Below are 22,539 nucleotides of genomic sequence, written 5' to 3' on the forward strand. Positions count from 1 at the left end.
CTGGCCTTTTTTATTTGAAGGGAACAGGTTCCCTTTTAAAGCGGAAATGACAATGGTTCATGGGAATCCATGGACGCCAGAGATTTGGCAGTCATTTCTGCTTTTTTTATTCCACCGCCCAAACGCCGGCAGCGGCTTTGAGGATAAAGAATCGTTGAGCCGACAGGCGAAACGGTCCGCTACCCAAACGGAGCAGAGCGCAGTTTGGGGTTCCCGTTTTTTATGGAGCGAGGAACGAGCGAAATAAATATTAAGAAAGGCAGGTAAAAAGAATGAGAGCAGGAAACAAGAAGACCAGCAGGAACTGGAAGAAACAGGCGGCAGGCTATCCGATTCAGGATACCGCTGTCCGGAAAGCAGATGCCCAGTACGGGAAGAACTGTACCATAACCCGGACAGTGAACTTCACACACAGGGCCAGAAGGGGGGCGTGACCATGCCCGATACGAACATGGAAAGAGCAAGACATGATCCGCCGGTACTGGTGGATACGGAGGGCCTTACCCGCGAAGAGTGGCTGGGCTGGCGCCGTCACGGGATTGGCGGCAGTGACGTGGCTGCCATCATAGGGATCTCCCCTTTCCGCACGGCACGGGATATCTATTACGATAAGCTGGGCATTGCGGCGGTAGAGGAAGATGAAGGCAACTGGGTGGCCCTGGAAATGGGGCATCTCCTGGAAGACCTTGTGGCGAAAATCTTTGAGCGGAAAACAGGGCTTAAAATTTACCAGATCAAAAAGATGTACCGGCATCCCCTTTATTTGTTCATGCTGGCAGATGTGGATTATTTTATCACCATGCCGGACGGGACAAAAGCCATCCTGGAGATCAAGACCACCAATTATAATGCAAAGGATTTATGGTGGAAGGACGGCAGGGAGATCGTGCCGGCCTATTACGAAGCACAGGGCAGACACTACATGGCCGTGATGGATATGGACCGTGTATTTTTCTGCTGTCTGTACGGCAATACGGAGGATGAGGCCATCATACGGGAAATCCGCAGGGATGCGGCATACGAGGAAGAGATGATCTTCCTGGAACAGGAATTCTGGAACAGCTATGTGCAGAAACAGGTCCCTCCTCCCTATCTGGAGGACGGGGATGTGATTCTTGCAAGCGCCAGGCAGCACTGCGGGCGGGCCGACAGGGATGCGGAAACGATCATCCTGAAAGACACCATGCAGTCCACACTGATGCGCTACATGCAGCTCCAGGAGCAGAAAAAGCAGTCGGATAAATATTCCAAAAAACTGGAAGCGGATATCCAGAGGCTGAAAGCGATTCTGGCCGCGGAGATGGGAACAAGCTGTAAGGCTGTCTGCGACGTAGGCGGGAGCCGGTATACACTGACCTACAACCCTGTCCGCAAGATGCTGGTTGACAAAGACAACCTGGCACGGCTGAAGCTGCAGTATCCTGAAATCTACGAGCAGTTTGTGACGGCATCGGAGTTCCGGACCTTCCATGTAAAGGTCAGTGCCATGGATGCCGCCTGAAAGGAGAGAAAGACACACAGATGCTTTGTAAAAAACAAAATCAATGATAAGGAGTGAAAATGAAAAGAAAATTACTGATACTGGGGAGCACAGCGGGAATTCTTTTACTTCTTTTGCTGAAAGCTGTATACCGGCTCATACGCCTGGGCTGGTTTCTGCTGGCATACCCTCTGCTGGGCGCTGTCCTGGCAGTCATTGTAAGCCTGTTTGTGTTATGGCTTTTATGGAGGTGAAAAATGAGTTATACAGGTACTTATGACGGGAAGATCTTCCACAACCCGTCAAATAAATTCTGCATTGTGGTGATAAAGACTTCGGATACATCCGTTCCGGAGCAGGCGCGGGATAAGAGGCGGTACAGGGACCACCTGATCCGTTTCACCGCTGTCGGCTATGAAATCCCCATGACGGATGCCGTGGAGCTGGAACTGGACGGGGAATGGGTAAACGGAAAATACGGCATGCAGTTCCAGGTGGAGCAGTGGCGTGAGATTGTGCCGAAGACAAAGGAAGGGGTACTGAGCTACCTCGGTTCCGGCCTGATCAAAGGCATCGGGGAAAAGACTGCCTCTGAGATTGTGGCCAAATTCGGTACAAATACGCTGGATATACTGGAAAAACACCCGGAACGGCTTCTGGAAGTCCGCGGGATAACGGAAAACAAACTGGAGGATATCCGGACCTCTTTTGCGGAGAGCCGGATGCTGCGCGACATCATGACGCTGCTTGCGCCCTTTAAGCTGACGCCGAAGACAGCATTGAAAATCTACCAGCATTTTGGTCCGGCCTGTCTGGACCTTTTGAGAAAAAGCCCCTTTGAGCTGTGCCAGATACCGGGCTTTGGGTTCCGGAGGGTGGATGCCATTGTAAGGAAGACGGATAACCGTCCCCGCGATCCCATGCGGATCAGGGGCGCACTCCACTGTACCCTGGACGAGGCAAAGGGAAAGCAGGGGCATCTGTTCCTGGAAAAGGAAGATCTGTGTAAGGCAGCCTTTAAACTGCTGAATGAAAAGATCCCCCTGCCGGAGATGCGTGTGCGCCCGGAGGAAGTGGAAAGGGAGCTGGACGGCATGATACTGAGCGGCCTGGTTGTTTCCATGCGGGATAATATCTACCATCCCGCCGCATTTGCCCAGGAGGATGAGACTGCCAGCCGGATCGCAAGGCTGCTGGCAGAGGAAAAACCGCCGATGAGGGATATTTCTGCCCTGATCGATGCAGTCCGGGCGGAGCAGGGGCTTAAGACTTCCGGGAAACAGGAATCCGCAGTGCGGACAGCGTTTCTCTATAACCTGTCCGTTATCACCGGTTCGCCGGGCACAGGAAAGACAACGGTATTAAAGATGATTTTGGAGGTTTACTGCAGGCTTTATCCCGACAACAAAATCGTCCTTATGGCGCCTACGGGCCGTGCAAGCCGGAGGATGGCGGAGAGCACCGGGTTTGACGGGGCATGCACCCTCCACAGCGGGCTGGGCCTTGTCAGCGAAGAGGATGAGGGAAGCCGCAGCAGGAAAAAAGACGGCCTGGATGCGGATCTGGTGATCGTGGACGAGTTTTCCATGGTGGATATGTGGCTGGCAGGAAAATTTTTTCCCGCATTGAAAAAAGGGGCGAAGATCGTCCTGGTGGGAGACCCCGACCAGCTGCCCAGCGTGGGGGCGGGAAATGTGTTCAAGGAACTGATCCAGTGCGGCCTTGTGCCGGTTACGGTGCTGGATGAAATCTTCCGCCAGGCAAAGGACAGCCTGATCGCCCACAACGCACGGTTCATCCATGAGGGCAATACCAGACTGTATTATGGGAACGATTTTCAGTTCCTTCCCTGTGATAACCAGGAAGACGCGGCAGCGGCCATCATTGAAAGGTACTGCCAGGAGATTGAGGGCAGCGGGATCGAGCATGTGCAGATCCTCTCTCCCTTCCGTACAGAAGGGGCGGCATCTTCCGACCATCTGAACGCCGCCATCCGGGAGATCGTGAATCCGTTCCGGTCCACGGAGGACGAGGTGCGTATCGGCCCGAAGACATTCCGTGTCGGAGACCGCATCATGCAGACGAAGAACACTGACAAGGTATCCAACGGAGACCTGGGATTTATCCGGTATATAGAGGATACGCCGGACGGGAAACGGATCGGCCTGGAATTCGGGAAAGACCGGAACCTGGAATACGGCACGGAAGACCTGGTGAACCTGGACTTCGCTTATGCGACCACTATCCATAAGGCCATGGGTTCCGAATACGATATCGTGCTGATGCCTATACTGAAAGCACACTATATCATGCTCTACCGGAACCTTCTGTATACCGGGATCACCCGTGCCAAAAAAAGGGTGGTGCTGGCAGGAGAAAAGAGCGTGCTGTTCATGGCCATCCATAAGAATGAGATCAGCAAAAGGAACACACTTCTGGGAGAGCGCATCCGCCTGTATTATAAGGCTTATGCAAAAAGCGCCGGGACAGCCGTGCCGGAGTTCCCGGAAGAAAAACTGAAAGCAGCAGGTTAAAAATGGGATGCAGGTGCAGAAAACGCACGGGATATCCCTTATTTATTTGATGAAAGGAGTTTTTAAGATGAGTAAGAATGAACAGACAGCAACCATGTATGAGAGCATCCCCGCAGTGGCAGAACTGAACAAGGTGCCGGGCTTTAACCCGCTGAAGCTCCTCCGCCGCATCGTCTCCCCGGAAAACGGGGAGGCAGTGCTGCAGCTGGACCTTCCCTATAAAAAGTTATGGTTTCGGCTGGCGAACCCGAAAGGGCGCATTCGGCTGAACGCACTCCGCATCACGGAGCAGATGGCGATTTATGAGGCACAGATTTATCTGGAACGCACGGATGAGAATCCCATCGGCAGTTTCACTTCCAGCTGTACAACGGAAGAAGCGCCGGGAGGCCGGTATATCCAGGCGGCACAGCAGATGGCTATGGATGAGGCCCTGTCAGATGCGGGCTTTGGCATCCAGTTTGCCGATGTGAACATGGGCGCCAATGGAAGCCGTTATGGCAGCAGGATTCCGCTGAATGGAACTGCACCAGATAAAAATGTAAGTGTTTCTTCTGGTACAGGCATCGTTTCCAAAGAAAGTGTGCAGCCGTCAGCGGCGCCTGCGGGAGGCATGGTAAAGACTTTCCCAACTGCCGCAGATACCGGCATGGAAAAAAAGAAAACAGCGGATAACAGACTGGCAGTGGGTACAGCTGCGGAGACAAAGGCACCGCCTGAGTCTGTAGCAGAAAATGGCAGCCTTATGGCTGGCCTTCCGGCTGGTATGCAGGGAGGCTCAGAGAGCTTACCGGCCAATCCGGAAAACCGTACCGGGAATCTTGCGGTACAGCCTGCCACAGAGCAGAAAATGACAGAACAGCTTCCCGCAATGTCCACGGAAACCGTGAAGATTGGTGAGGCTGCTGACAGGGTACAGATGCAGACTGAAAATAACAGTCTGCCTGCAGGACCACAGACAGAGATTCAGGAAACGCTGCAATCTGCCGGCACAGGAGAGCTGCCTGTAAAAGCGGCGGAGGCAGAAGGACTTCCTGTACAGAAAAGTGCAGGACTGCCTGCCGCAAAAGAACCGGGAGATGTGCTTCCTGCTTCTGAAAAGAACAACGTGGAGGAAGATACCAGAAAAGCGGTACAGGGGATGATGGCGTTGTTAGGAGGACAGAATATCCCCCAAAAGACGGCGGCCGTTTCCACCGGAGCTTCCAGAAGTATTGAAAATACACAGATAAAGGCTTCGGCTTCCGAAGTACAGAACCTGCCTGTCACCGAAGGCACGGTATCAGAAACACAGAACCCGTCTGCCACCGGAGGCACGGTATCAGGAACACAGAACCTGCCTGTTACCGGAGGAGCAACACCAGAAACACAGAACCTGCCTGCGGCGGAAAACCAGGCACAGGGAGAAACAGAAGCCAGATACACGCCTGACATGCCGGTAGAGGAGATCGTCAAGCTGATGACCTTTGAAGAGGCCGGACAGGTGGTGGTGGATATGGGTGTCTGCAAAGGACAGACCATTGCGGAAGTGGCAGAACGGCGCCCGCCCAGCCTGAAATTTTATCTGTACGGCGGTTACCGGGGGGACAACAACATCCTCCGCGCGGCGGCCCAGATCATGCTGGATTCCCTGGCTGCAAAGAAAGCCGGGTAAAAGTGTTTTACAGAGAAAGGCAGAGAGAAAGTAAGGAAGGAGGGTGCAGGCGATGTCCTCATTATCACAGGATTTCCCGTTTGGGATCATGGATGTGGTGGAGCTGCTGCATCTGCGCATCCGGCGCAGGCAGGCGGACAGTGTCTATACGGACTGCCCGTTCTGCGGCGACCGGAGGGGAAAGATGAACGTCAATTTTGTCAAGAATGTGTGGCGGTGCAACTACTGCGGCGAGCACGGCGGAATGCTGAACCTGTACGCAGGGGTCAACCATACCACCAATTCCGAAGCCTACCGGGAAATCTGTGATGCCCTCCAGGCGGGGGATACTTCCTGGGGATTTGGAGGAACAGAAAATACGGATGTTTCTGCAGGGGTTCCGGCAAGGGAATCCCATGCAGGCAGCCAGCCGGCTGGGGGAATACCCCAGTCGGAGCGTGCCGGTATCCAGGAGATACACCAGACCTATTCCCTGCTGCTTGAAATGTTATCCTTAAACCCTGCACACCGGGCGCATCTGCGCTCGGAAAAGCGGGGGCTTACGGACGAACAGATCGACAGCCTGGGATTTAAGAGCACCCCGCCCTTTTTTCTGTGCCGATCCCTGACGGAAAGGCTGATGAAACAGGGATGTAAGGTAGAGGGAGTGCCGGGCTTTTATCTCCATGAGGGCGGATACTGGACCGTGAAGTTCAGCAGCCGCGCGGCAGGCATCCTGATACCGGCCGTCGGCGTAGACGGTCTGATCCGGGGGATGCAGATCCTTCTGGATGTTCCCTTTAAGGATAAGGATGATCCGCCGGAAAAGGCCGGGACGAAATATATCTGGCTTTCCTCCTCCGCAAAGAACATGGGGACCACTTCCGGGAGTCCGGTGCATTTTATCGGGAATCCCTTTGCCCGGACCATCTATGTGACGGAGGGGATACTGAAAGCGGACATCGCCTATATGCTGCTGAACCGCACCTTTGTGGCGGTGGCCGGGGCAAACAACCTGGCACAGCTGGGGCCAATGTTTAAACTCCTTGCACAGAATGGTACGGAGCTGGTCATCGAGGCTCACGATATGGACAAGTACAGCAATGAGATGATCGCAAAAGGAAGCTCGAAGATTTACCTGCTGGCAAGACAGCATGGGATGGAGTGCCGGCGGCTGACCTGGAATCCCAATTACAAAGGGATTGATGACTGGCAGCTTGCGCTCCGCAGAGAAAAACAGCAGAAAGAAGGTGACGAACAGAATGAGCAGAAAGACAGGGTGTTTTTCTGCCGGGAAGGAACAGGACAGCCGGAAAGGATTCCGGATTTTCCGCACCGCAGATGGAAGTTCCGTATTTACCAGCTTTCCTTTGACGCAGGCCGGGAGACCATCCCCTTTGCTTTTAAGGGAATCCGGGACCTGCACAGGGCCGGGTATGAACAGCCTCCGGCTGCGGTGTATGAGCTGGTATGGGATTCGGAGCTTCTCTGCCCGGACGGGTGGAAGGATACGGAGATACTGGAGCAGATTTCGGTACACTTTGGAAAACGTGTACCGGAGGACTGCAAAGGACACCCGCTTGCATCTTCGGATGTGGTGGAACTGGATGATGGAGCAGGACGCCGCTATTTCTACATAGACGGCAGGATATTTGAACCTGTCCGCTTCTCTCCCTTTCTTGCAAAGCCAATGAGAGGGTAAGAGGCGGAACAATAAGCATGGCATGGAGCGGGAACAGCGTTATGGCTCGTTTCTTCTCCATGCCGTTTTTGACGAAAGGAGATTTTTATGGGTACTTTTGCAGATATGAGCATGGAAATGAACATAGGAGACAATCCGTTTGAGGAAGACGGACTATTTGAAGATACTGCGGAAAGAACAGGGGAAGGCACACCGGATGGATTTCTGCCGGTGACAGGTTCGGTTCCGGACAATCCCTTCGAGGATGGAGCGGAACAGTCCGGCCGGTTGCCAGTCGTTGGAGAATCCACAGAGACCGGGGAACTGGTGGAAACGGAAGAAGAAAGTGCCTGTCCCAGAGAAGATGCAGGGGAAGAAGAGGAACCGGAAGAGAAAGAAACGGATGCCACGGATTCCGATGCGGAAAAAGAATCGGAAGATAAAAAGCGTGCGGAGCATGAGGCGGCAGAGGCCAGACGCAAAGCGGAGTGGGAGGCCAAAAGGCAGGAAAAGCAGGCTGTAAGGCAGGCACAGCTTGACCGGATCAGGGCCATGAATGAGGAAGAGCTGACCGCTGAATCCATGAAACGGATCAGTGCCGATACGGAGAAGCTGACCCGCCGCAACATGAAGGAATGTGTTTCGGAATATATCCAGACCGCGTGCCTGGAAGATGCGGCATTCGCCAGACAGGTCATGCTGCCCCAGAAGAACATGGTCCGCTGTTTCCAGTACATTAACCGGAAAGCCTATGAATACGTCCAGGATGAGATGAAGGCAGCCGGGATACAGCCAGGAAGGGATACGCCCTGCTATTCCAGCGATATTCCGGACGATCTCTGTTACCACTGGGCAGAAGAGTATTTCCGGACCGGGGATGTAAAGGAAGACAAAGAGGACGAGGAGGAGTTTGTTCCAAAGCCTTATGTGGGGAAGACGTCTCCCGGCTCCAAAGGAAAGAAAACCTCTGCCAGAAAATCCCCTGCCAAAAAGCCGGCGGAGAAGAAAGCAGAGAAAAAAGAACCTGCCGACAACGGGCAGATGTCCTTTATGGAACAGCTTTCTCTTGAAGGTCTGATGACACCGGAAAAGAAAGCAGGATGAATCATTTATGGAGGTGAAAAGGATGATTGCATATAAAGGTTTCGATCCCGGCCTGATCTGCCGGGAGTACCGGTTTATAATGGGGGTTAATAAGACGGAGAAGGCGAACTGCCGCCAGAACGGTTTCCACTGTGCGGAGAACCCCCTTGACTGTCTCACCTATTATCCCAACATGGACCAGGCTGAATACTACATTGTAAATGCCGGAGGAGACATGGATGAGGATGGGGATGATACAAAAATCTCCTGCACGGAGCTGACAATACTGAAAAAGCTGACAAAAGAGGATTTTTTCCTTCACAGCCTTGCTTTCATGGCCGACCATCCATTACGGGAGTGGAGCAGCCATGTAACAAAAGACCGGGCAGAGGCATCTGCCGGATATGTCGTGGTGAGGGGAATTGATCCGGTAGCAAACGGCAGAGAGAAAGATATCCTTGCTTTTGTAAAGGAAGATCCGGTAAACGGGCATATTATTCAGATTGCCCTGGCGCAGGTAGATGGGAGGAAACTCCTCCCAAATACCTGGTATGGAGCAGATCTGACAGAAAGGCAGGTGGCATTGTTATGAAAAAAAAGAAACTGCTGGAACTGAGGGCTTTGAACGCGACTTCTGACATGATGCAGACGGCAGATGCGGACACACCGCAGCGTACCGTACAGAAGTACTGGTACGGAGAGCATGTTTACACATCTTACCAGTATGGACTGTATATGCGCTGCCAGGTCATGAAAGATTTTCTGAAAGTTGCTTTTTTCCTTCCGGAGCATATGCGGATGGGAGGAAAAAAGCCTGCTTATGAATTGTATATTGATAAGAAGCAAAAAGAATTCCTTACCTATGACAGGCTCAGGGGAAAATGGCTGACAGCAAAGCTGGACCGGATTCCCTGGCCAGGGTATGTTTCTTATTCAAAGAAAGAATGGATCAGCCCGCAGGGACATAATCTGATTAAAAAATACCTCGGCGGGGAGCATGGAGGCTACCAGGGCCTGCTGGAATACCAGATGAAAGTCCGGGCAGACGAATTGAAGCAGCGCCATAGAAGAGAGACTGATCCGTGGGACCTGGATCTGGAACAGACACCGGAACTTCCCAAAGACTGGGAACGCTGGGTGGATAAGGTCGGCATCACAGAAAATTATATTTTCTACCAGTACAGCAGGAAAGGGGCAAAGACAGGATACTGTACATTCTGTGAAAAGGAAGTGGCGGTCAGGAAACCGCGTCATAATAAGACTGGGTACTGTCCACGCTGCCGCCATAAGATCACTTTTAAATCCATTGGAAAAGCCGGCACGGTTGTAACGGAGCGCGAGCGCATGTACCTGATGCAGCGGTGCGAGGACGGTTTCATCCTCCGGGAATTCTACGGCTACCGAAGATACCCGAAGGGGGATTATCAGAATCCGGAATGCAGCAGCTGGGAGGTCCGCAGGGCCATCTATGACTGTCATGCGTACCCCCTGAACGCATATTACTGGGGGCTGTATAAACAGTCTGAAACCCGGTGGATCAGCACATCTTTCTGTAATCCCGGCTGGTACGGGGATGGAAGGGGAAGGGTTTATGGAAAAACCCTTCCGACACTTGCCGCAAAAGAACTGCACCGTACAGGGCTTGTAGAAGCCATTCGGGACAACCGGAAAATCGATCCGGAAAAATATCTTTCGGTCCTTGATAGAGTGCCGCAGCTGGAACAGCTGGCAAAGGCGCATCTGCCCGCCCTGGTTACGGAATGTCTGGGAAACTACTATAATTTTAGGGAGGCATTTAAGAATCCGAAATCCGGAAGCCTGCTGAAGCTTTTGGGGATCGATTCCCAGCAGATGAAGCGGCTTAGGGAAAACAGGGGCGGACGGCAGTTCCTGACATGGCTGCAGTATGAAAAAGTTACCGGGAAATACCTGCCGGATAAAGCGGTTGCATGGTTCTGCAGTGAAGATATCCTGCCGGACAAACTCCGGTTTATCACAGACCGGATGAGCGTGGTACAGATTTATAACTATATCCGGCGCCAGATGCAGGAAAACCATATGAAAAGCAGTGAGGTGCTGGCCACATGGAGCGACTATCTCTCCATGGCCTGCCGCCTTAAAATGAATACAGGCGATGCGATCATCTACCGTGTCCGGAAACTGCGCCAGCGGCATGACGAGCTGGTAGAACTGTGCGGGCAGAAAGAACTGGCGATCAGGGCCGGGGAGGTTCTGGAAAAATATCCGCATGTTGAGGACATTTATCAGGAGATAAACAAAGTCTATGGGTATGCTGATGAAGAGTATGCGGTTATTGTTCCATCACAGATTGAAGAGATCATGGATGAAGGCGAAAAGCTCCATCATTGTGTCGGGAGCAGTGAACGGTACTGGGAGCGTATTGAAAGGAACGAGAGCTATGTGCTGTTTCTGCGGAAGGTTTCTGATCCGGATACTCCTTATTATACGCTGGAGATTGAGCCGGACGGGACTGTAAGGCAGAAACGGACGATGTACGACCGCCAGAAAGAAGATATCAAAGACGCGGAGAAATTCCTGCGGGAATGGCAGAAAGTAATTTCCAAGAGGATTACCGAAAAAGAAAGGGGGCTTGCAGAAAAAAGCCGTATTTTACGGAAAGAGGAATTCACACAGCTGCGTGAAAACCGGATCATTATCCATACCGGTGATTTAAGAGGCCAGCTTCTGGCTGACGTCCTGATGAAGGATCTGATGGAAAACAAAGAGGAACCGGCGGAAACTGCACTGGCAGATGCCGCTTAATATGTATCGGGCAGGGTGCTTTTGGGGCGCCCTGCCTTTGTCAATGACAAGGAGGAACCTATGGTAAAAAATCTGAGCCAGTTAAAAAAGACTTTAAAGAAGGGAACCTGTTTTGAGATCACCGCCCACTGCCGCCCGGAATACGTGGGGCAGAAACGTAAGGTAACGGTGGCAAATACCCAGGGGTTTTACAGCATCGTGCCGGAGGAGCCGGAGTGTAAGGTCACCCTTGCCAACAACGGCAAAGGGTCTGTCCTCTGGTGGAGCAACGCCCCGTATTGGAGATTTAAGGATGGCATCTGCAGTATATACTGCAATGATAAGCAGCATACACAAGAGTTTCTGATCATGTCATTCCGCATCATGGAACAGGAGGTGGCTTGAATGGTACAGAACGCATGGGAAAAAGTGCAGGCATTGACTGCACAGTTGAACCGGTACAGGGATGAATATTATAACGGCAATGCCCCGTCTGTTTCAGATGCTGTCTATGACAGGATGTATGACGAGCTGGCACTGCTGGAAAAGGAGACGGGAATCTGCATGTCAGATTCCCCCACCCGGACAGTGGGATACCAGGCCGTCAGCGAACTGGAAAAGACGAAGCACCCTATCCCCCAGCTTTCACTGGAAAAGACCAAAAGTGTAGAGGAACTGGTTTCCTTTGTGGGGGAGCATCAGATCCTTCTGATGCTGAAGCTGGACGGGCTGACGGTCAAGCTGACTTATGAGGAAGGGAAACTGGTCCAGGCCGCTACCCGCGGTGACGGGGATACCGGTGAAGTGGTCACACATAATGTCTGCGGCATTTCCGGGATACCACAGCACATTCCGTATTTGGGGCGTCTGGTGGTAAGCGGGGAAGCCTTTATCCGCCCCGGCGACTTTAAGCGCCTGCAGGAAACCCTGACGGACAGCAATGGGGAACGCTATAAGAATGGAAGGAATCTGGCTGCCGGCTCCGTGCGCCTTTTAGATGGCGCGGTCTGCCGGGAGAGGAAAGTGATGTACATGCCTTTTTCTGTGGTGGAAGGATTCCCGGAACTGGGGTTAAAGTCCCAGAAACTGCGGAAACTTCCGGAGCTGGGGTTCCAGGTGTGTAAATTTGTCATAAGCAGGCGGAGCCTTACCTGTCAGGAGATGGAGGATGGCATTAGGAAGCTGGAGCAGTTTGCCAGTGACAATGACATTCCTATTGACGGGATTGTGGCATCCTATAATGACATCGCCTTTTCACAGTCCTGCGGGAGGACGGGCCACCACTATAAGGACGGCCTGGCCTTTAAGTTTGAGGATGAACTCCATGAGACAAAGCTGCTTTCCATCGAATGGAATCCCTCCCGTTCCGGGGAGATTTCGCCGGTGGCGGTTTTCCGGCCGGTGGAGATAGACGGATGCCAGGTATCCAGGGCGAGCCTGCATAACCTTTCCTTTATCGAGGGAATGGAGCTGGTGCCCGGCTGCCGGATACTGGTCAGCAAACGGAACATGATCATCCCCCATGTGGAGGAGAATCTGGACCGGGGGCGTTTTGTCATGGAGCAGGCCGTGCCGGAAACATGTCCCTGCTGCGGGGAGCCTGCCCGCATCCATGAGAGCCGTTCCACAGAGAATGGGAAAGAAAAGGTCACCAGGACGCTGTTCTGCGACAACCAGAGGTGTGAAACCAGGCGCCTGCGTCAGTTCGTGCATTTTGCAGGGCAGAAAGCCATGAATATCGAGGGACTGTCCGAGGCCACTCTGGAGAAATTCATTGGAAGGGGATGGATTCATACTTACATGGATCTCTACAGGCTGGACGACCATAAGGAAGAGATCGTGAAGATGGAAGGCTTTGGGGAGAAGTCCTGGCAGCGCCTCTGGGACGCCATCCAGGGCAGCAGGAACACGACATTTGAGCGGTATCTGATCGCTATGGACATCCCCATGGTGGGAAATACCGCCAGCCGGACCCTTGCCGCACAGTTCCACGGGGATCTGGAGGAATTTGAGGATGCCGTGCATCACCAGTATGATTTTACGCAGCTCCCCGATTTTGGGGATACCCTGCACAACAATATCCACGAGTGGTTTTATGATGAAGAAAATTTATATGTATGGGAGGTATTACAGCAGATGTTACATATCGAAAAGAGGACAACGGAAGAGAATACAGGCATGGTACAGGAGAATCCCTTTGTGGGGAAGACGGTTGTAGTGACCGGAAAGGTGGAACCCTACACCCGTAGCGGCATCAACGAGAAGATTGAATCCCTGGGCGCCCATGCGGCAGGTTCCGTGAGTAAAAAGACCGATTATCTGGTCTGCGGAGAGAATGCCGGGAGCAAGCTGGAGAAAGCCAGGGCACTTGGGATCACGGTTCTGACGCCGGCCCAGTTTTTTAGTATGGCCGGCGAATAGGGACAGGCACATATAATGATATTATTTTTTGCATGGGGAGAGGGATATACGCTCTCCCCTGCTGCTAGGAGGGTATGAGATGAACAACAGAACAATGATAAAGCTGTCCGCTTCTGAGGACTGCATCACCCTGCGGACATTCTCCAAAGAGTATCATTCTCCCCAGGGTTTTATATTTCTGGAAAAAGATTTACTGGAACTGGAAGAAAAAAGATATATGACAGTATCCGATATCCGCTCCTTTGCAAAGCTGGCACTGAGAAAGACTATGGAGCAGGGGAATATTCTGGAAATTTCCTTTACCTGGCTGCGGGACATTGGAAGAGAAGAGGTGGCCGGAAGGACAGAGACGGTCCGGCTTTCTTATGAGAAGTTTAAGGCATTTGTAAAGGAGAGCCGGGAGAGAGGCATCCAGCTTAGGGTGCTGTCTTTGGAGGAACACACCGGGCCGAAGATTGAATTCCAGAGCAGACGGAACCTGAAAGCAGTGGCAGAGACGAAGGCACTGCGGAAAAAGCTGGGGAAGTTTCTGGGAAAACATTTCCTGAGATGGCAGGGCAGCAGGCAGATCACCGTATATGATGATTTTGAACCGTACAGCTTTTTCTTTCAGGAACAGACGCCTTATGGGAGCGGCATGTGCGGGGGAGTCATCCTTCACGGCAGGGAGAACCTGGAAAAGGCGTATTATGGAATACATACCTGACCGGAAAAGGCAGGATGGCCCTCTGTCCGGTATTTTTAGCAGGGGGCTGTAGGTAAGAAATGAAAAAGGACATGCGGAGAACGATTCCATGTCCTTTTCTTTTGCTTTCTTTCAATGCCTCAACCCTTTGACGATTTCCAGAACATTCTGCCGGTTTTTATCGTCCAGTGCATCCATATCTTTCAAAAACTCCCGATATTCCGAAGGATGGCTGTTGCCGTCATCAAAAAATTCTGATGGCGTGACTCCCAGATACTCGCATATATAGAAAAATACCTGCATAGACGGAAAGCCATTTCTGTTTTCCAGTCCGTTGATATATCCTGCGCTTTGTCCGATAGCGAGGCTCATTTCTCTTGCAGAAACTTTCTTCTCGGCTCTCAATTTTATCAATCTGTCGTAAAATAAATCCTCAAACATAACCCGCCGCCCTTTTTATATTATTGTACCCTACACCTGTTGCGATTATATCGTGGTAAATTATATGTTTCATTTGAGTTATCTGATTTAACTGGATATAATGATAAATATGAATAATTTACCACGACAGGAGGAAATTCCGATGAAGCGTAAAAGATTGTTTACAAAAAGGCAGCAGAAGTGGCTGTCAGTTCCGACATTTTTTCTTATACTTCTGACATCCGGATGCCAGTCTGACGGCCATACGGAAAATGTGCCGGCGGCTGCGGATATTCAGGAGGAAACTTCCCAACAGTATCATTCCGATCTGTCATCAGAAGATTGTTTTCTGTGCGGGGAAAGTAAGGGAACAGCACTGCCTCTGTACCGGGGCCAGGAAAATATAGGCATTATTGATTTAAATACATTTGACCTGGCTCCTGTAACAATCAACCGGTATGATGACTTTGGAAAGCTGATTGAAAAACCGGAAAACGGTTCTTCAACCCATATTACAAGAACCGGGGAAAATGGATTTTTTCTTGTTGTATCAGCAGACACAAACAGAGGCTATGCCCGCGGGCATTTATCTTTCGATAAAGAAGCAATGCTGGACATAGATCAGGCAGCTTCTTACTTATGCGCCGACTGTCTGAACCGGATGATGGATAACTGCTGGTCTGATACACCTTTGAATATGGGAGTGATTGATTTTAGTACAAGGGAGATACGGCTTTTCGAGGAGAAGATCCAGGCTTTTACAATGAATGACTATTATATTTCCTGTGAGAACCGGATTGCGGATGAGGAAGGCACAAGAAATATAGACCTTCTAATTTTTTATTGTCCTGAGCGGTATCAGGATTGATTGTTACGGTACAGGGGGGCAGCAGGGTGTGGCAGTTTCAGTTGCTGCCGCCCTGCTTTTTTCTTTTTTGTTGAAAAATGCGTAATCCATGCGTAAAGGATAAGTATAAAACAGAAAAGGAGATGGAAAACTATGTTAATTGCAATCGATCACGGAAATAAACAGATGAAGACGCTCCACTGCCCGCCTTTCGTATCCGGGCTGACAGAGAGCATCACCAGGCCGTTTGGCAGCGAGATTCTGGAATACCGGGATAAGTTTTATACGCTGTCCAACCAGAGGATTCCCTATAAGAGGGATAAGACGGAGGATGACCGGTTTTTTATCCTTACCCTGTTCGGGATTGCGGAGGAGCTTCATAAAAAAGAGCGGTACGGGGAAGAGGTGGTGCATGTATCCCTGGCAGTGGGGCTTCCGCCTGCCCATTATGGGGCGCAGAACCAGTCCTTTATCCGGTACTTTTCAGGCAGGGGTATTGTAAATTTCCAGTACCGTGATAACCCGTACACGATCTATATTGAAGATGTGCGCTGCTACCCGCAGGCTTTTGCGGCGGCTGTGACCATGATGGACAGGCTGTTGGACAAGCCGAGGGTGCTGGTCGTGGATATCGGCGGCTTTACGGCGGACTATCTGATGATGCGCTCCGGCCGGGCAGATTTAAGCGTATGTGATTCCCTGGAAAACGGGGTGATCCTTTTGTATAACCGGATTCGGACAAAAGTGAATTCGGAATTTGATATCCTGCTGGAGGAAACGGATATTGATGGTATCTTAAAAGACGATGGGTGCATATATGCCCCGGAAGTGGTTTCCCTTGTGGAAAAGCTGGCGCAGGATTTTGTCAATGACCTGGCAAACAGCCTGCGGGAGCGCATGCTGGATCTGATGTCCGGCATGGTAGTATTTGTGGGCGGCGGCGCCATCCTGTTGCGCCGGCAGATAGAAGCCTCCGGAAAGGTGAGAAATGCCCTGTTTGTGGAGGAAATCAATGCCAACGCAAAGGGATATGAATTCCTTTATAAGATGGAAACGGCAGGCAGGTGAGCCTATGGGGGAAAAGAAAAACAGGGAGCGGTTCAGCATCAAATTTAACGAAAATGATCCGGCTCATAATGCGGTCATACGTCTGCTGGAGAAACAGGGACCGCACAGCAAGGCGCAGTTTCTTGTCAATGCTGTCCTCCATTATATCCACTGTCCGGAAACGCCGGATATTACGGTTCCCCCGGCAGTGGACAGGGCGGCTATAGAAGAGGTTGTTGCAGAGATTCTGGAGAGGAAGGGAAAAGAAACGGTAAAGCAGAGCAGCCGCATACCGGATGAAAGGGAAGAATCTGTGACGGAGCAGGGAACTGTAAAACAGGAACAGAAAGAAGATACGGGGCCGCCGCAGAAAGAAATAGACCAGGCGACACTGGCATTGATTGCAGATACCATGTCGGCGTTTCGGAGCAGTTAAAAAGCACAGGAAGGATTATTTTCCGCTCTGTGCTTCCCGTTCATTCAGGGCAAGGATAAAACTGTTAATAATATCCTCCAAATGGCGGTATTGTAGGGGAGGAAGGTCCGAGATTTTAGAGAGCAGGACGGAATGGTCGCCTTTATTTATTTCACCGAGGAGCAGGTAGTCGGTGCTGATGTCAAGGGCAGAACAGACCCGGATGATATTTTCCGGGCGCAGTGCTTTCTTGCCAAGTTCTGCAGAGGAAACGGTCTGGGGCGTGATGCCCGCTTTTTCCGCCAGTTCCTCCTGTGTCAGGCGGAGCTGTTTCCTCCGGTTTAATATGCGGTTTCCAATCTGTTTCAGTAAATCATCCATTCCCTTGCCTCCTTGCTATGGACTAATTTTATCTGCTATGATATAAATAATTAAGCGATTATGGTTGATAAAATTCTTCTATAACATATATAATGGGCAGAAATGGGAAGAATAACAGGAAAATAGGAAATAATAATTGCAGCACAAAAAGGAGAAAATGGTATGTATAATGACGTTTGGTTAGAAGTAGCCCAGTTTCTGGGAAATCTGAACAGGGAAAATGTGAGCCGGAAAAGCTATGTGCGAACACCGGAGTATGAGAAGGCGGAACAAGCATGGATAGAAAAGGAAAAAGAGTGGGAGGCATTTGTTGATACCCTTTCTGATGAATACAGGGAACGGGTGGAAGATATGAAAGAATGTCTGGAAATTTATGCTTCTGAACAGGAAAGGCGGAGTTATATGCAGGGGTATGTGGATTGTGTACAGATGTTGTATCATATGGGGCTTTTAAAGGAAAACAAAGAGCTTCATGTGGAAAAGTATAACTAAAAAAATAAGGAAATAGATATATATCTTAGGAATGTAAATATAGTGATGCAAATATCGCAAAATTTTACGAATAGCATAATGCGTGAAATGTTGAAAATGAATAGCAGTATGTGATAAAATATGACTTGGATAGAATGATAACCCAAGTCATATTTAATATAAGGAGATTGATTACTGTGGAAATCCGCGTATTGAATTATTTTTTGATGGTTGCAAGGGAAGAAAATATAACAAAAGCGGCTAATCTGCTTCATATTACCCAGCCAACTCTTTCCAGACAGCTGATGCAGCTGGAAGAAGAATTTGGAGTAAAATTGTTTATGCGGAATAGTCACAAAGTAACACTTACCGAGGATGGACTGCTGCTGAAACGGCGTGCCCAGGAACTGGTATCACTTGCAGAAAAGACAAAAAAGGAAATGATACATGAAAAAGACATAGCCGGCGAAATTGCAATCGGGAGCGGCGAAATGATGGGAATGAGTGTGCTTGCAGGTATCATGGACGAATTTCGACAAAAATATCCCAAAGCACATTTTGATGTTTACAGTGGCAATGCTGATGGGATTAAGGAAAGAATTGAGAATGGACTTCTGGATGCAGGACTTCTGCTGGAGCCAGTGGACATATCCAAGTATGAGTTTGCAAGAATGCCGGGTAAAGAGCAGTGGGGGGTTGTGGTAAAAGAAGATTCTTCTCTGGTGGAAAAAGGGTTTGTTACGCCAGATGATATTGCAGGCCTTCCACTCATTACTGCGAAACGCGCAATGGTGCAAGATGAACTCCATAGTTGGTTTGGAGAAACGGCAGACCAGCTTAATATTGTGTCAACCTATAATTTGATGTATAACTCAATCATGCAGGTCAAAAGGGGAATGGGCATTTTATTATGTCTGAAACTGGATGTTCAGTCAGAGGGAGTAAAGTTCATTCCTTTGTCACCAACGCTTGAACTGGGTTCCGTGTTGGTATGGAAAAAGAATCAGATATTTAGTCCTGCCGTAGAAGCATTTACACAATTTTGTAGTCAATACTTAAAAGGCATTTCATGAAATAAAATACAAGTATTTGTATGGTAAACGATATAATGATACACTGAAGGTACTTCAAAGGAAGTACCTTTTTTAGTGGCTGGTCAATAGAAATCAATGTTTCTTGCAAACATTACAAAAGGATGAAATAGCGCAGGTGCACATGCCTATGGAAGCCTGAAAATAAAAAGGAGAGAAAGGTATGAGTAAAAAATATGAGGCTTTGGCCGGGGATATTATCCGTATGGTCGGAGGAGCAAAAAATGTGGACACGTTACATCATTGCCAGACAAGATTGCGCTTCAAGCTGTATGACGAGAGTAAGGCAGAACTGGAAGCACTTTCAAAACTGGAAGGAGTTGCAACAGCAATCAATAAAGGCGGAATGATACAGGTTGTGATTGGGCTTCATGTGGCAGATGTGTATGAGGAGGCTGTGAAGTATTTAGAGCCGGGTGGGGAAACATCGCAGTCACCGGCAGTACAGGAACAGAAAACAGATAGGGCTGCAGATAAGGAGAAGAAAAAGCAAAATCCATTTGATATAGCGACCAGCTTTATTTCAAGCATATTTGCACCCATTGTTTCAGCGCTGGCAGGAGCAGGCATGGTGAAAGCACTCCTGTCCGTATTGGTGGCCTTCCATCTGATTGATACAGCAGGGCATACATATATCATCATAAATATGATCAGTGATGCAGCATTTGCTTTTCTGCCTATTCTGCTGGCGTATACAACCGCACAAAAACTGAAATGCAATCCAATCATGGCCGCAACTGTGGCTGGGATTCTGGTTCATGGAACATGGGGATCTCTTGTGGCGGCAGGCGAATCAGTAACATTGTTCGGATTTATTCCGCTGTATCTGGTTGCCTATACCTCATCGGTAATACCGATTGTACTGGTACTTTTGGTGCAGGCGCCGCTTGAGAGATGGCTGAACAAGGTGATTCCCGGCGCAGTAAGACTGATCTTTGTTCCGATGTTTACTTTCTTAATCATGGGTGTTTTGGCACTTGGTATTTTGGGGCCGATTGGTGCGATGGTCGGACAGGGACTGAGCGTGGTGTTCCTGTGGCTTGGAACAAACGCAAGCTGGGCGCCGCCTCTGATTGTGGGAGCGTTATTCCCGATTATGGTAATGTTTGGTATCCATCATGGTATCGCACCGGTAGGCACTATGTCAATTATGCAGCTGGGATATGATGCAATCTGGGGACCGGGAATTGTATGTTCCAATATCGCTCAGGGTGTGGCAGCGCTCGTCGCCTCCGTTATGACGAAGGATGCCAAGACAAGGCAGATTGGGATTCCTTCCGGCATTACCGCACTGATGGGAACAACGGAGCCGGTATTATACGGAGTGAACCTTCCTAAAAAGTACCCTTTGATTGCAGCCATGATTGGCGGCGGGGCAGGCGGCCTGTTTGCGGGTATTACGCACACGAGACGTTTTGCATTTGGTTCTTCCGGTATCCCGGCGGTGGTCATGTATATCGGAGAGAATACGCTTCAGTATTTTTATCAGATTATTATCGCACTGGTGATCAGTGCAGCAGTATCAGCGGTATTTACCGTTATTTTTGCAAAAAAGCAAAAGACAAAGACGGAAACGGACAAAGATGCGCGATTGGAACAACCAAAAGAAAAAGAGAGAGCGGATGCAGGAAAAGTGTTTTCTCCCGCAAAGGGAAGAGCTGTGCCGATGGAACAGATTCCGGATGCAGTATTTTCATCCGGTGCATTGGGAATCTGCTGCGGGATTGAACCGGAGGAGGGCGTCATTACGGCTCCGCTTAATGGAGAGATCGTTCAGCTTTCCGATACGCTCCATGCAGTTGGGATTCAGGGAGAGAATGGAGCAGAAATATTGATTCATGTAGGTGTGGACACTGTTGAGATGAAGGGAGATGGATTTGCAGCCTTTGTCAAGGTGGGAGATCAGGTACATACCGGGCAGAAGCTTTTGACTATGGCTCTGGATAAGATTAAAGCTGCAGGCCATGAAAGAACCGTGATTACCGCAGTTACAAACAGTGATGACTTTTCAAAAATTGAGCTGACTGCAGACGGCATGGTTCAGGCAGGAGAAGAATTATTGACATTAGAAAAGTGACAGGATTTTAATGAGGAGGTAATAGAATGGCTGTTATTAGAATGCCGGAAAATTTTCTGTGGGGCGGTGCGGTTGCAGCAAACCAGTTTGAAGGAGGATGGAAGGAAGATGGGAAGGGACCCTCTATTGCGGATATGTGTACAAGTGGTTCTCCCGAACATCCAAAACTGATTACAAGGACGATCCGTTCGGACTGTCTGTATCCCAGTCATGAGGCGTCTGATTTTTACCATCGTTATGAAGAGGATATTGCCCTGATGGGGGAAATGGGATTCAAAGTTTTTCGCCTTTCCATCAACTGGACAAGAATATTTCCTACAGGTATGGAAAAGGAGCCAAATGAAAAGGGGCTGGAATTTTACGACAGGGTGTTTGCCTGCTGCAGGCAGCATGGGATAGAACCGCTTGTTACGATCAGTCATTATGAAATGCCATATGCCCTGGTTGAAAAATATAACGGCTGGCACAGCCGCGAAGTGATTGATCTGTTCCTGAATTACTGTAAAGTTCTTTTCGAGCGATATAAAGACGATGTGAAATACTGGCTGACCTTCAATGAGATCAACGCAGGTACCAATCATGTCCTGGGAGCAATGATTTCTCTGGGGACAGTACAGGGATATGAGGGAGCGGGTATTCAGGCACCGTCAGATCTTACGGTACGATATCAGGCGCTGCATCATCAGTTTGTTGCCAGTGCGAAGGCAGTTATTTACGCACATGAAAATTATCCGCAGTTCCGGATGGGAAATATGATCTGTTTCCTGACACGCTACCCGTTTACCTGCGATCCGGAAGATGTCCTGGCCTGCCAGGCAGAGATGCGGAGGCTGAACTGGTTCTGCTCGGATGTGATGTGCAGAGGCGAGTATCCATTTTATGCAAAACGCTTTTTTGAAGAGAAAGGAATCGTGATAAAGCAGGAACAGGGAGACACCGAAATCCTGAAAAAGGGAACGGTTGATTTCTATACACACAGCTTCTATCAGACAAACTGTATTACCACGCACAGCGGAGCGGAAACGAGCGCCGGAAATATGGGCGGAGGAGCCAAGAACCCCTATCTGGAATCTTCGGAATGGGGCTGGCAGATTGATGCGAAGGGACTGCGGTATGCGTTGAATGAGATTTATGAGCGCTACCATATGCCGGTCATGGTTGTGGAAAATGGCCTGGGAGCCAGAGATACGGTAGAGCTGGACGGAAGTATCCATGATTTATACCGTATCAATTATCTGCGGCGGCATATAGAAGAAATGAAAGAAGCGCTCCATGATGGCGTAGACCTGATCGGTTATACCCCCTGGGGATGCATTGATCTGGTATCTGCTTCTACCGGCGAGATGTCAAAGCGTTACGGTTTTGTTTATGTGGACAAAAATGATGATGGTACGGGAACGCTTAATCGGATACGCAAGGACAGTTTTTACTGGTACCAGAAAGTGATCCGTACAAACGGGGAAGATTTATCATAGTGCCTTTGGCGCAATTACTATCATTGGAAAGAAAA

21 protein-coding genes are annotated in these 22,539 nt (G+C 49.9%); 19 read left to right on the forward strand and 2 right to left on the reverse strand.

Translation table 11 applies throughout. The features are described from left to right. The first annotated feature begins 272 nt into the window (after positions 1-272). From DFR60_RS30315 to DFR60_RS08960, 12 genes are all read left to right on the forward strand, one after another. Positions 273-434, forward strand: a complete 162-nt coding sequence (locus tag DFR60_RS30315; protein WP_167437557.1) for a hypothetical protein — start codon at positions 273-275, stop codon at positions 432-434. Between the two features lie 2 nt (positions 435-436). Beyond that, a complete protein-coding gene (locus tag DFR60_RS08915; RefSeq protein ID WP_110322586.1) occupies positions 437-1,501 on the forward strand; it encodes a YqaJ viral recombinase family nuclease in 1,065 nt (354 codons plus the stop codon). 59 nt (positions 1,502-1,560) lie between these two features. Then, positions 1,561-1,734, forward strand: coding sequence for a hypothetical protein (locus DFR60_RS30320; protein ID WP_167437558.1), 174 nt, complete (start codon positions 1,561-1,563; stop codon positions 1,732-1,734). A 3-nt stretch (positions 1,735-1,737) separates the two neighbouring features. Next, complete coding sequence (gene recD2 / locus DFR60_RS08920) at positions 1,738-4,014, forward strand: SF1B family DNA helicase RecD2 (RefSeq protein WP_110322587.1); 2,277 nt, start codon at positions 1,738-1,740, stop codon at positions 4,012-4,014. Between the two features lie 67 nt (positions 4,015-4,081). Next, positions 4,082-5,668 carry a hypothetical protein gene (locus tag DFR60_RS08925; RefSeq protein WP_146218587.1) on the forward strand — a complete coding sequence of 529 codons (1,587 nt, stop codon included), beginning with the start codon at positions 4,082-4,084 and terminating at the stop codon, positions 5,666-5,668. Positions 5,669-5,720: 52 nt separating this feature from the next. After that, on the forward strand, positions 5,721-7,349 hold the full coding sequence (locus DFR60_RS08930; protein WP_110322589.1) for a YodL domain-containing protein: 1,629 nt from the start codon (positions 5,721-5,723) through the stop codon (positions 7,347-7,349). Positions 7,350-7,436: 87 nt separating this feature from the next. Continuing rightward, positions 7,437-8,432 carry a Cas9 inhibitor AcrIIA9 family protein gene (locus DFR60_RS08935; protein ID WP_110322590.1) on the forward strand — a complete coding sequence of 332 codons (996 nt, stop codon included), beginning with the start codon at positions 7,437-7,439 and terminating at the stop codon, positions 8,430-8,432. A 22-nt stretch (positions 8,433-8,454) separates the two neighbouring features. Beyond that, entirely contained in the window at positions 8,455-9,003 is a 549-nt protein-coding gene (locus DFR60_RS08940; protein ID WP_110322846.1) for a DUF7666 domain-containing protein, read from the forward strand. Further along, positions 9,000-11,195: a PcfJ domain-containing protein gene (locus DFR60_RS08945; protein ID WP_110322591.1), complete on the forward strand. Its 2,196-nt coding sequence runs from the start codon at positions 9,000-9,002 to the stop codon at positions 11,193-11,195. The genes DFR60_RS08940 and DFR60_RS08945 overlap by 4 nt, the downstream gene beginning before the upstream one ends. A 60-nt stretch (positions 11,196-11,255) precedes the next feature. After that, positions 11,256-11,579, forward strand: coding sequence for a hypothetical protein (locus tag DFR60_RS08950; RefSeq protein ID WP_110322592.1), 324 nt, complete (start codon positions 11,256-11,258; stop codon positions 11,577-11,579). Then, positions 11,580-13,595: an NAD-dependent DNA ligase LigA gene (ligA, locus tag DFR60_RS08955; RefSeq protein ID WP_110322593.1), complete on the forward strand. Its 2,016-nt coding sequence runs from the start codon at positions 11,580-11,582 to the stop codon at positions 13,593-13,595. It begins immediately after the preceding gene. A gap of 79 nt (positions 13,596-13,674) precedes the next feature. After that, the gene (locus DFR60_RS08960) at positions 13,675-14,301 is read left to right on the forward strand and encodes a hypothetical protein (protein WP_110322594.1); all 627 of its coding nucleotides are present in this window, start codon (positions 13,675-13,677) and stop codon (positions 14,299-14,301) included. Positions 14,302-14,412: 111 nt separating this feature from the next. Here DFR60_RS08960 and DFR60_RS08965 read toward each other — a convergent pair whose 3' ends face one another. Continuing rightward, positions 14,413-14,721: a helix-turn-helix domain-containing protein gene (locus DFR60_RS08965; protein ID WP_110322595.1), complete on the reverse strand. Its 309-nt coding sequence runs from the start codon at positions 14,719-14,721 to the stop codon at positions 14,413-14,415. Between the two features lie 142 nt (positions 14,722-14,863). Between DFR60_RS08965 and DFR60_RS08970 the strand changes: the two genes are divergently transcribed. The 3 genes from DFR60_RS08970 to DFR60_RS08980 all read left to right on the forward strand — a co-directional run bounded on the left by DFR60_RS08970 (position 14,864) and on the right by DFR60_RS08980 (position 17,030). After that, complete coding sequence (locus DFR60_RS08970) at positions 14,864-15,568, forward strand: hypothetical protein (protein WP_110322596.1); 705 nt, start codon at positions 14,864-14,866, stop codon at positions 15,566-15,568. Positions 15,569-15,700: 132 nt separating this feature from the next. Beyond that, entirely contained in the window at positions 15,701-16,615 is a 915-nt protein-coding gene (locus DFR60_RS08975) for a ParM/StbA family protein (RefSeq protein ID WP_110322597.1), read from the forward strand. Between the two features lie 4 nt (positions 16,616-16,619). Beyond that, entirely contained in the window at positions 16,620-17,030 is a 411-nt protein-coding gene (locus tag DFR60_RS08980) for a hypothetical protein (protein ID WP_110322598.1), read from the forward strand. 15 nt (positions 17,031-17,045) lie between these two features. On the opposite strand, the gene DFR60_RS08985 is transcribed toward DFR60_RS08980, so the two are convergent. Next, on the reverse strand, positions 17,046-17,390 hold the full coding sequence (locus tag DFR60_RS08985; protein ID WP_110322599.1) for a helix-turn-helix domain-containing protein: 345 nt from the start codon (positions 17,388-17,390) through the stop codon (positions 17,046-17,048). Between the two features lie 162 nt (positions 17,391-17,552). Here DFR60_RS08985 and DFR60_RS08990 point away from each other — a divergent pair, with 162 nt between their 5' ends. The 4 genes from DFR60_RS08990 (at position 17,553) to DFR60_RS09005 (ending at position 22,504) form a co-directional block, all read left to right on the forward strand. After that, on the forward strand, positions 17,553-17,882 hold the full coding sequence (locus tag DFR60_RS08990; RefSeq protein WP_110322600.1) for a hypothetical protein: 330 nt from the start codon (positions 17,553-17,555) through the stop codon (positions 17,880-17,882). A gap of 176 nt (positions 17,883-18,058) precedes the next feature. Further along, the gene (locus DFR60_RS08995) at positions 18,059-18,934 is read left to right on the forward strand and encodes a LysR family transcriptional regulator (protein ID WP_110322601.1); all 876 of its coding nucleotides are present in this window, start codon (positions 18,059-18,061) and stop codon (positions 18,932-18,934) included. Between the two features lie 181 nt (positions 18,935-19,115). Continuing rightward, positions 19,116-21,029, forward strand: a complete 1,914-nt coding sequence (locus tag DFR60_RS09000) for a beta-glucoside-specific PTS transporter subunit IIABC (RefSeq protein ID WP_110322602.1) — start codon at positions 19,116-19,118, stop codon at positions 21,027-21,029. 26 nt (positions 21,030-21,055) lie between these two features. Next, positions 21,056-22,504 (forward strand): glycoside hydrolase family 1 protein, encoded by a 1,449-nt coding sequence (locus DFR60_RS09005; RefSeq protein ID WP_110322603.1) that lies wholly within the window; start codon positions 21,056-21,058, stop codon positions 22,502-22,504. The last annotated feature ends 35 nt before the right edge of the window (positions 22,505-22,539 follow it).

It is taken from the genome of Hungatella effluvii, from assembly GCF_003201875.1.
Taxonomy (GTDB): Bacteria; Bacillota; Clostridia; order Lachnospirales; family Lachnospiraceae; genus Hungatella; species Hungatella effluvii.

Coding starts and splice junctions, on each gene's coding strand:
- DFR60_RS08970 (WP_110322596.1), top strand. CDS start 14,864: ATGAAGCGTAAAAGATTGTTTACAAAAAGGCAGCAGAAGTGGCTGTCA.
- DFR60_RS08980 (WP_110322598.1), top strand. CDS start 16,620: ATGGGGGAAAAGAAAAACAGGGAGCGGTTCAGCATCAAATTTAACGAA.
- DFR60_RS08940 (WP_110322846.1), top strand. CDS start 8,455: ATGATTGCATATAAAGGTTTCGATCCCGGCCTGATCTGCCGGGAGTAC.
- DFR60_RS09000 (WP_110322602.1), top strand. CDS start 19,116: ATGAGTAAAAAATATGAGGCTTTGGCCGGGGATATTATCCGTATGGTC.
- DFR60_RS08945 (WP_110322591.1), top strand. CDS start 9,000: ATGAAAAAAAAGAAACTGCTGGAACTGAGGGCTTTGAACGCGACTTCT.
- DFR60_RS08960 (WP_110322594.1), top strand. CDS start 13,675: ATGAACAACAGAACAATGATAAAGCTGTCCGCTTCTGAGGACTGCATC.
- DFR60_RS08975 (WP_110322597.1), top strand. CDS start 15,701: ATGTTAATTGCAATCGATCACGGAAATAAACAGATGAAGACGCTCCAC.
- ligA (WP_110322593.1), top strand. CDS start 11,580: ATGGTACAGAACGCATGGGAAAAAGTGCAGGCATTGACTGCACAGTTG.
- DFR60_RS09005 (WP_110322603.1), top strand. CDS start 21,056: ATGGCTGTTATTAGAATGCCGGAAAATTTTCTGTGGGGCGGTGCGGTT.
- DFR60_RS08965 (WP_110322595.1), bottom strand. CDS start 14,721: ATGTTTGAGGATTTATTTTACGACAGATTGATAAAATTGAGAGCCGAG.
- DFR60_RS08985 (WP_110322599.1), bottom strand. CDS start 17,390: ATGGATGATTTACTGAAACAGATTGGAAACCGCATATTAAACCGGAGG.
- DFR60_RS08915 (WP_110322586.1), top strand. CDS start 437: ATGCCCGATACGAACATGGAAAGAGCAAGACATGATCCGCCGGTACTG.
- DFR60_RS08990 (WP_110322600.1), top strand. CDS start 17,553: ATGTATAATGACGTTTGGTTAGAAGTAGCCCAGTTTCTGGGAAATCTG.
- DFR60_RS08935 (WP_110322590.1), top strand. CDS start 7,437: ATGGGTACTTTTGCAGATATGAGCATGGAAATGAACATAGGAGACAAT.
- DFR60_RS30315 (WP_167437557.1), top strand. CDS start 273: ATGAGAGCAGGAAACAAGAAGACCAGCAGGAACTGGAAGAAACAGGCG.
- DFR60_RS08925 (WP_146218587.1), top strand. CDS start 4,082: ATGAGTAAGAATGAACAGACAGCAACCATGTATGAGAGCATCCCCGCA.
- DFR60_RS30320 (WP_167437558.1), top strand. CDS start 1,561: ATGAAAAGAAAATTACTGATACTGGGGAGCACAGCGGGAATTCTTTTA.
- DFR60_RS08950 (WP_110322592.1), top strand. CDS start 11,256: ATGGTAAAAAATCTGAGCCAGTTAAAAAAGACTTTAAAGAAGGGAACC.
- recD2 (WP_110322587.1), top strand. CDS start 1,738: ATGAGTTATACAGGTACTTATGACGGGAAGATCTTCCACAACCCGTCA.
- DFR60_RS08930 (WP_110322589.1), top strand. CDS start 5,721: ATGTCCTCATTATCACAGGATTTCCCGTTTGGGATCATGGATGTGGTG.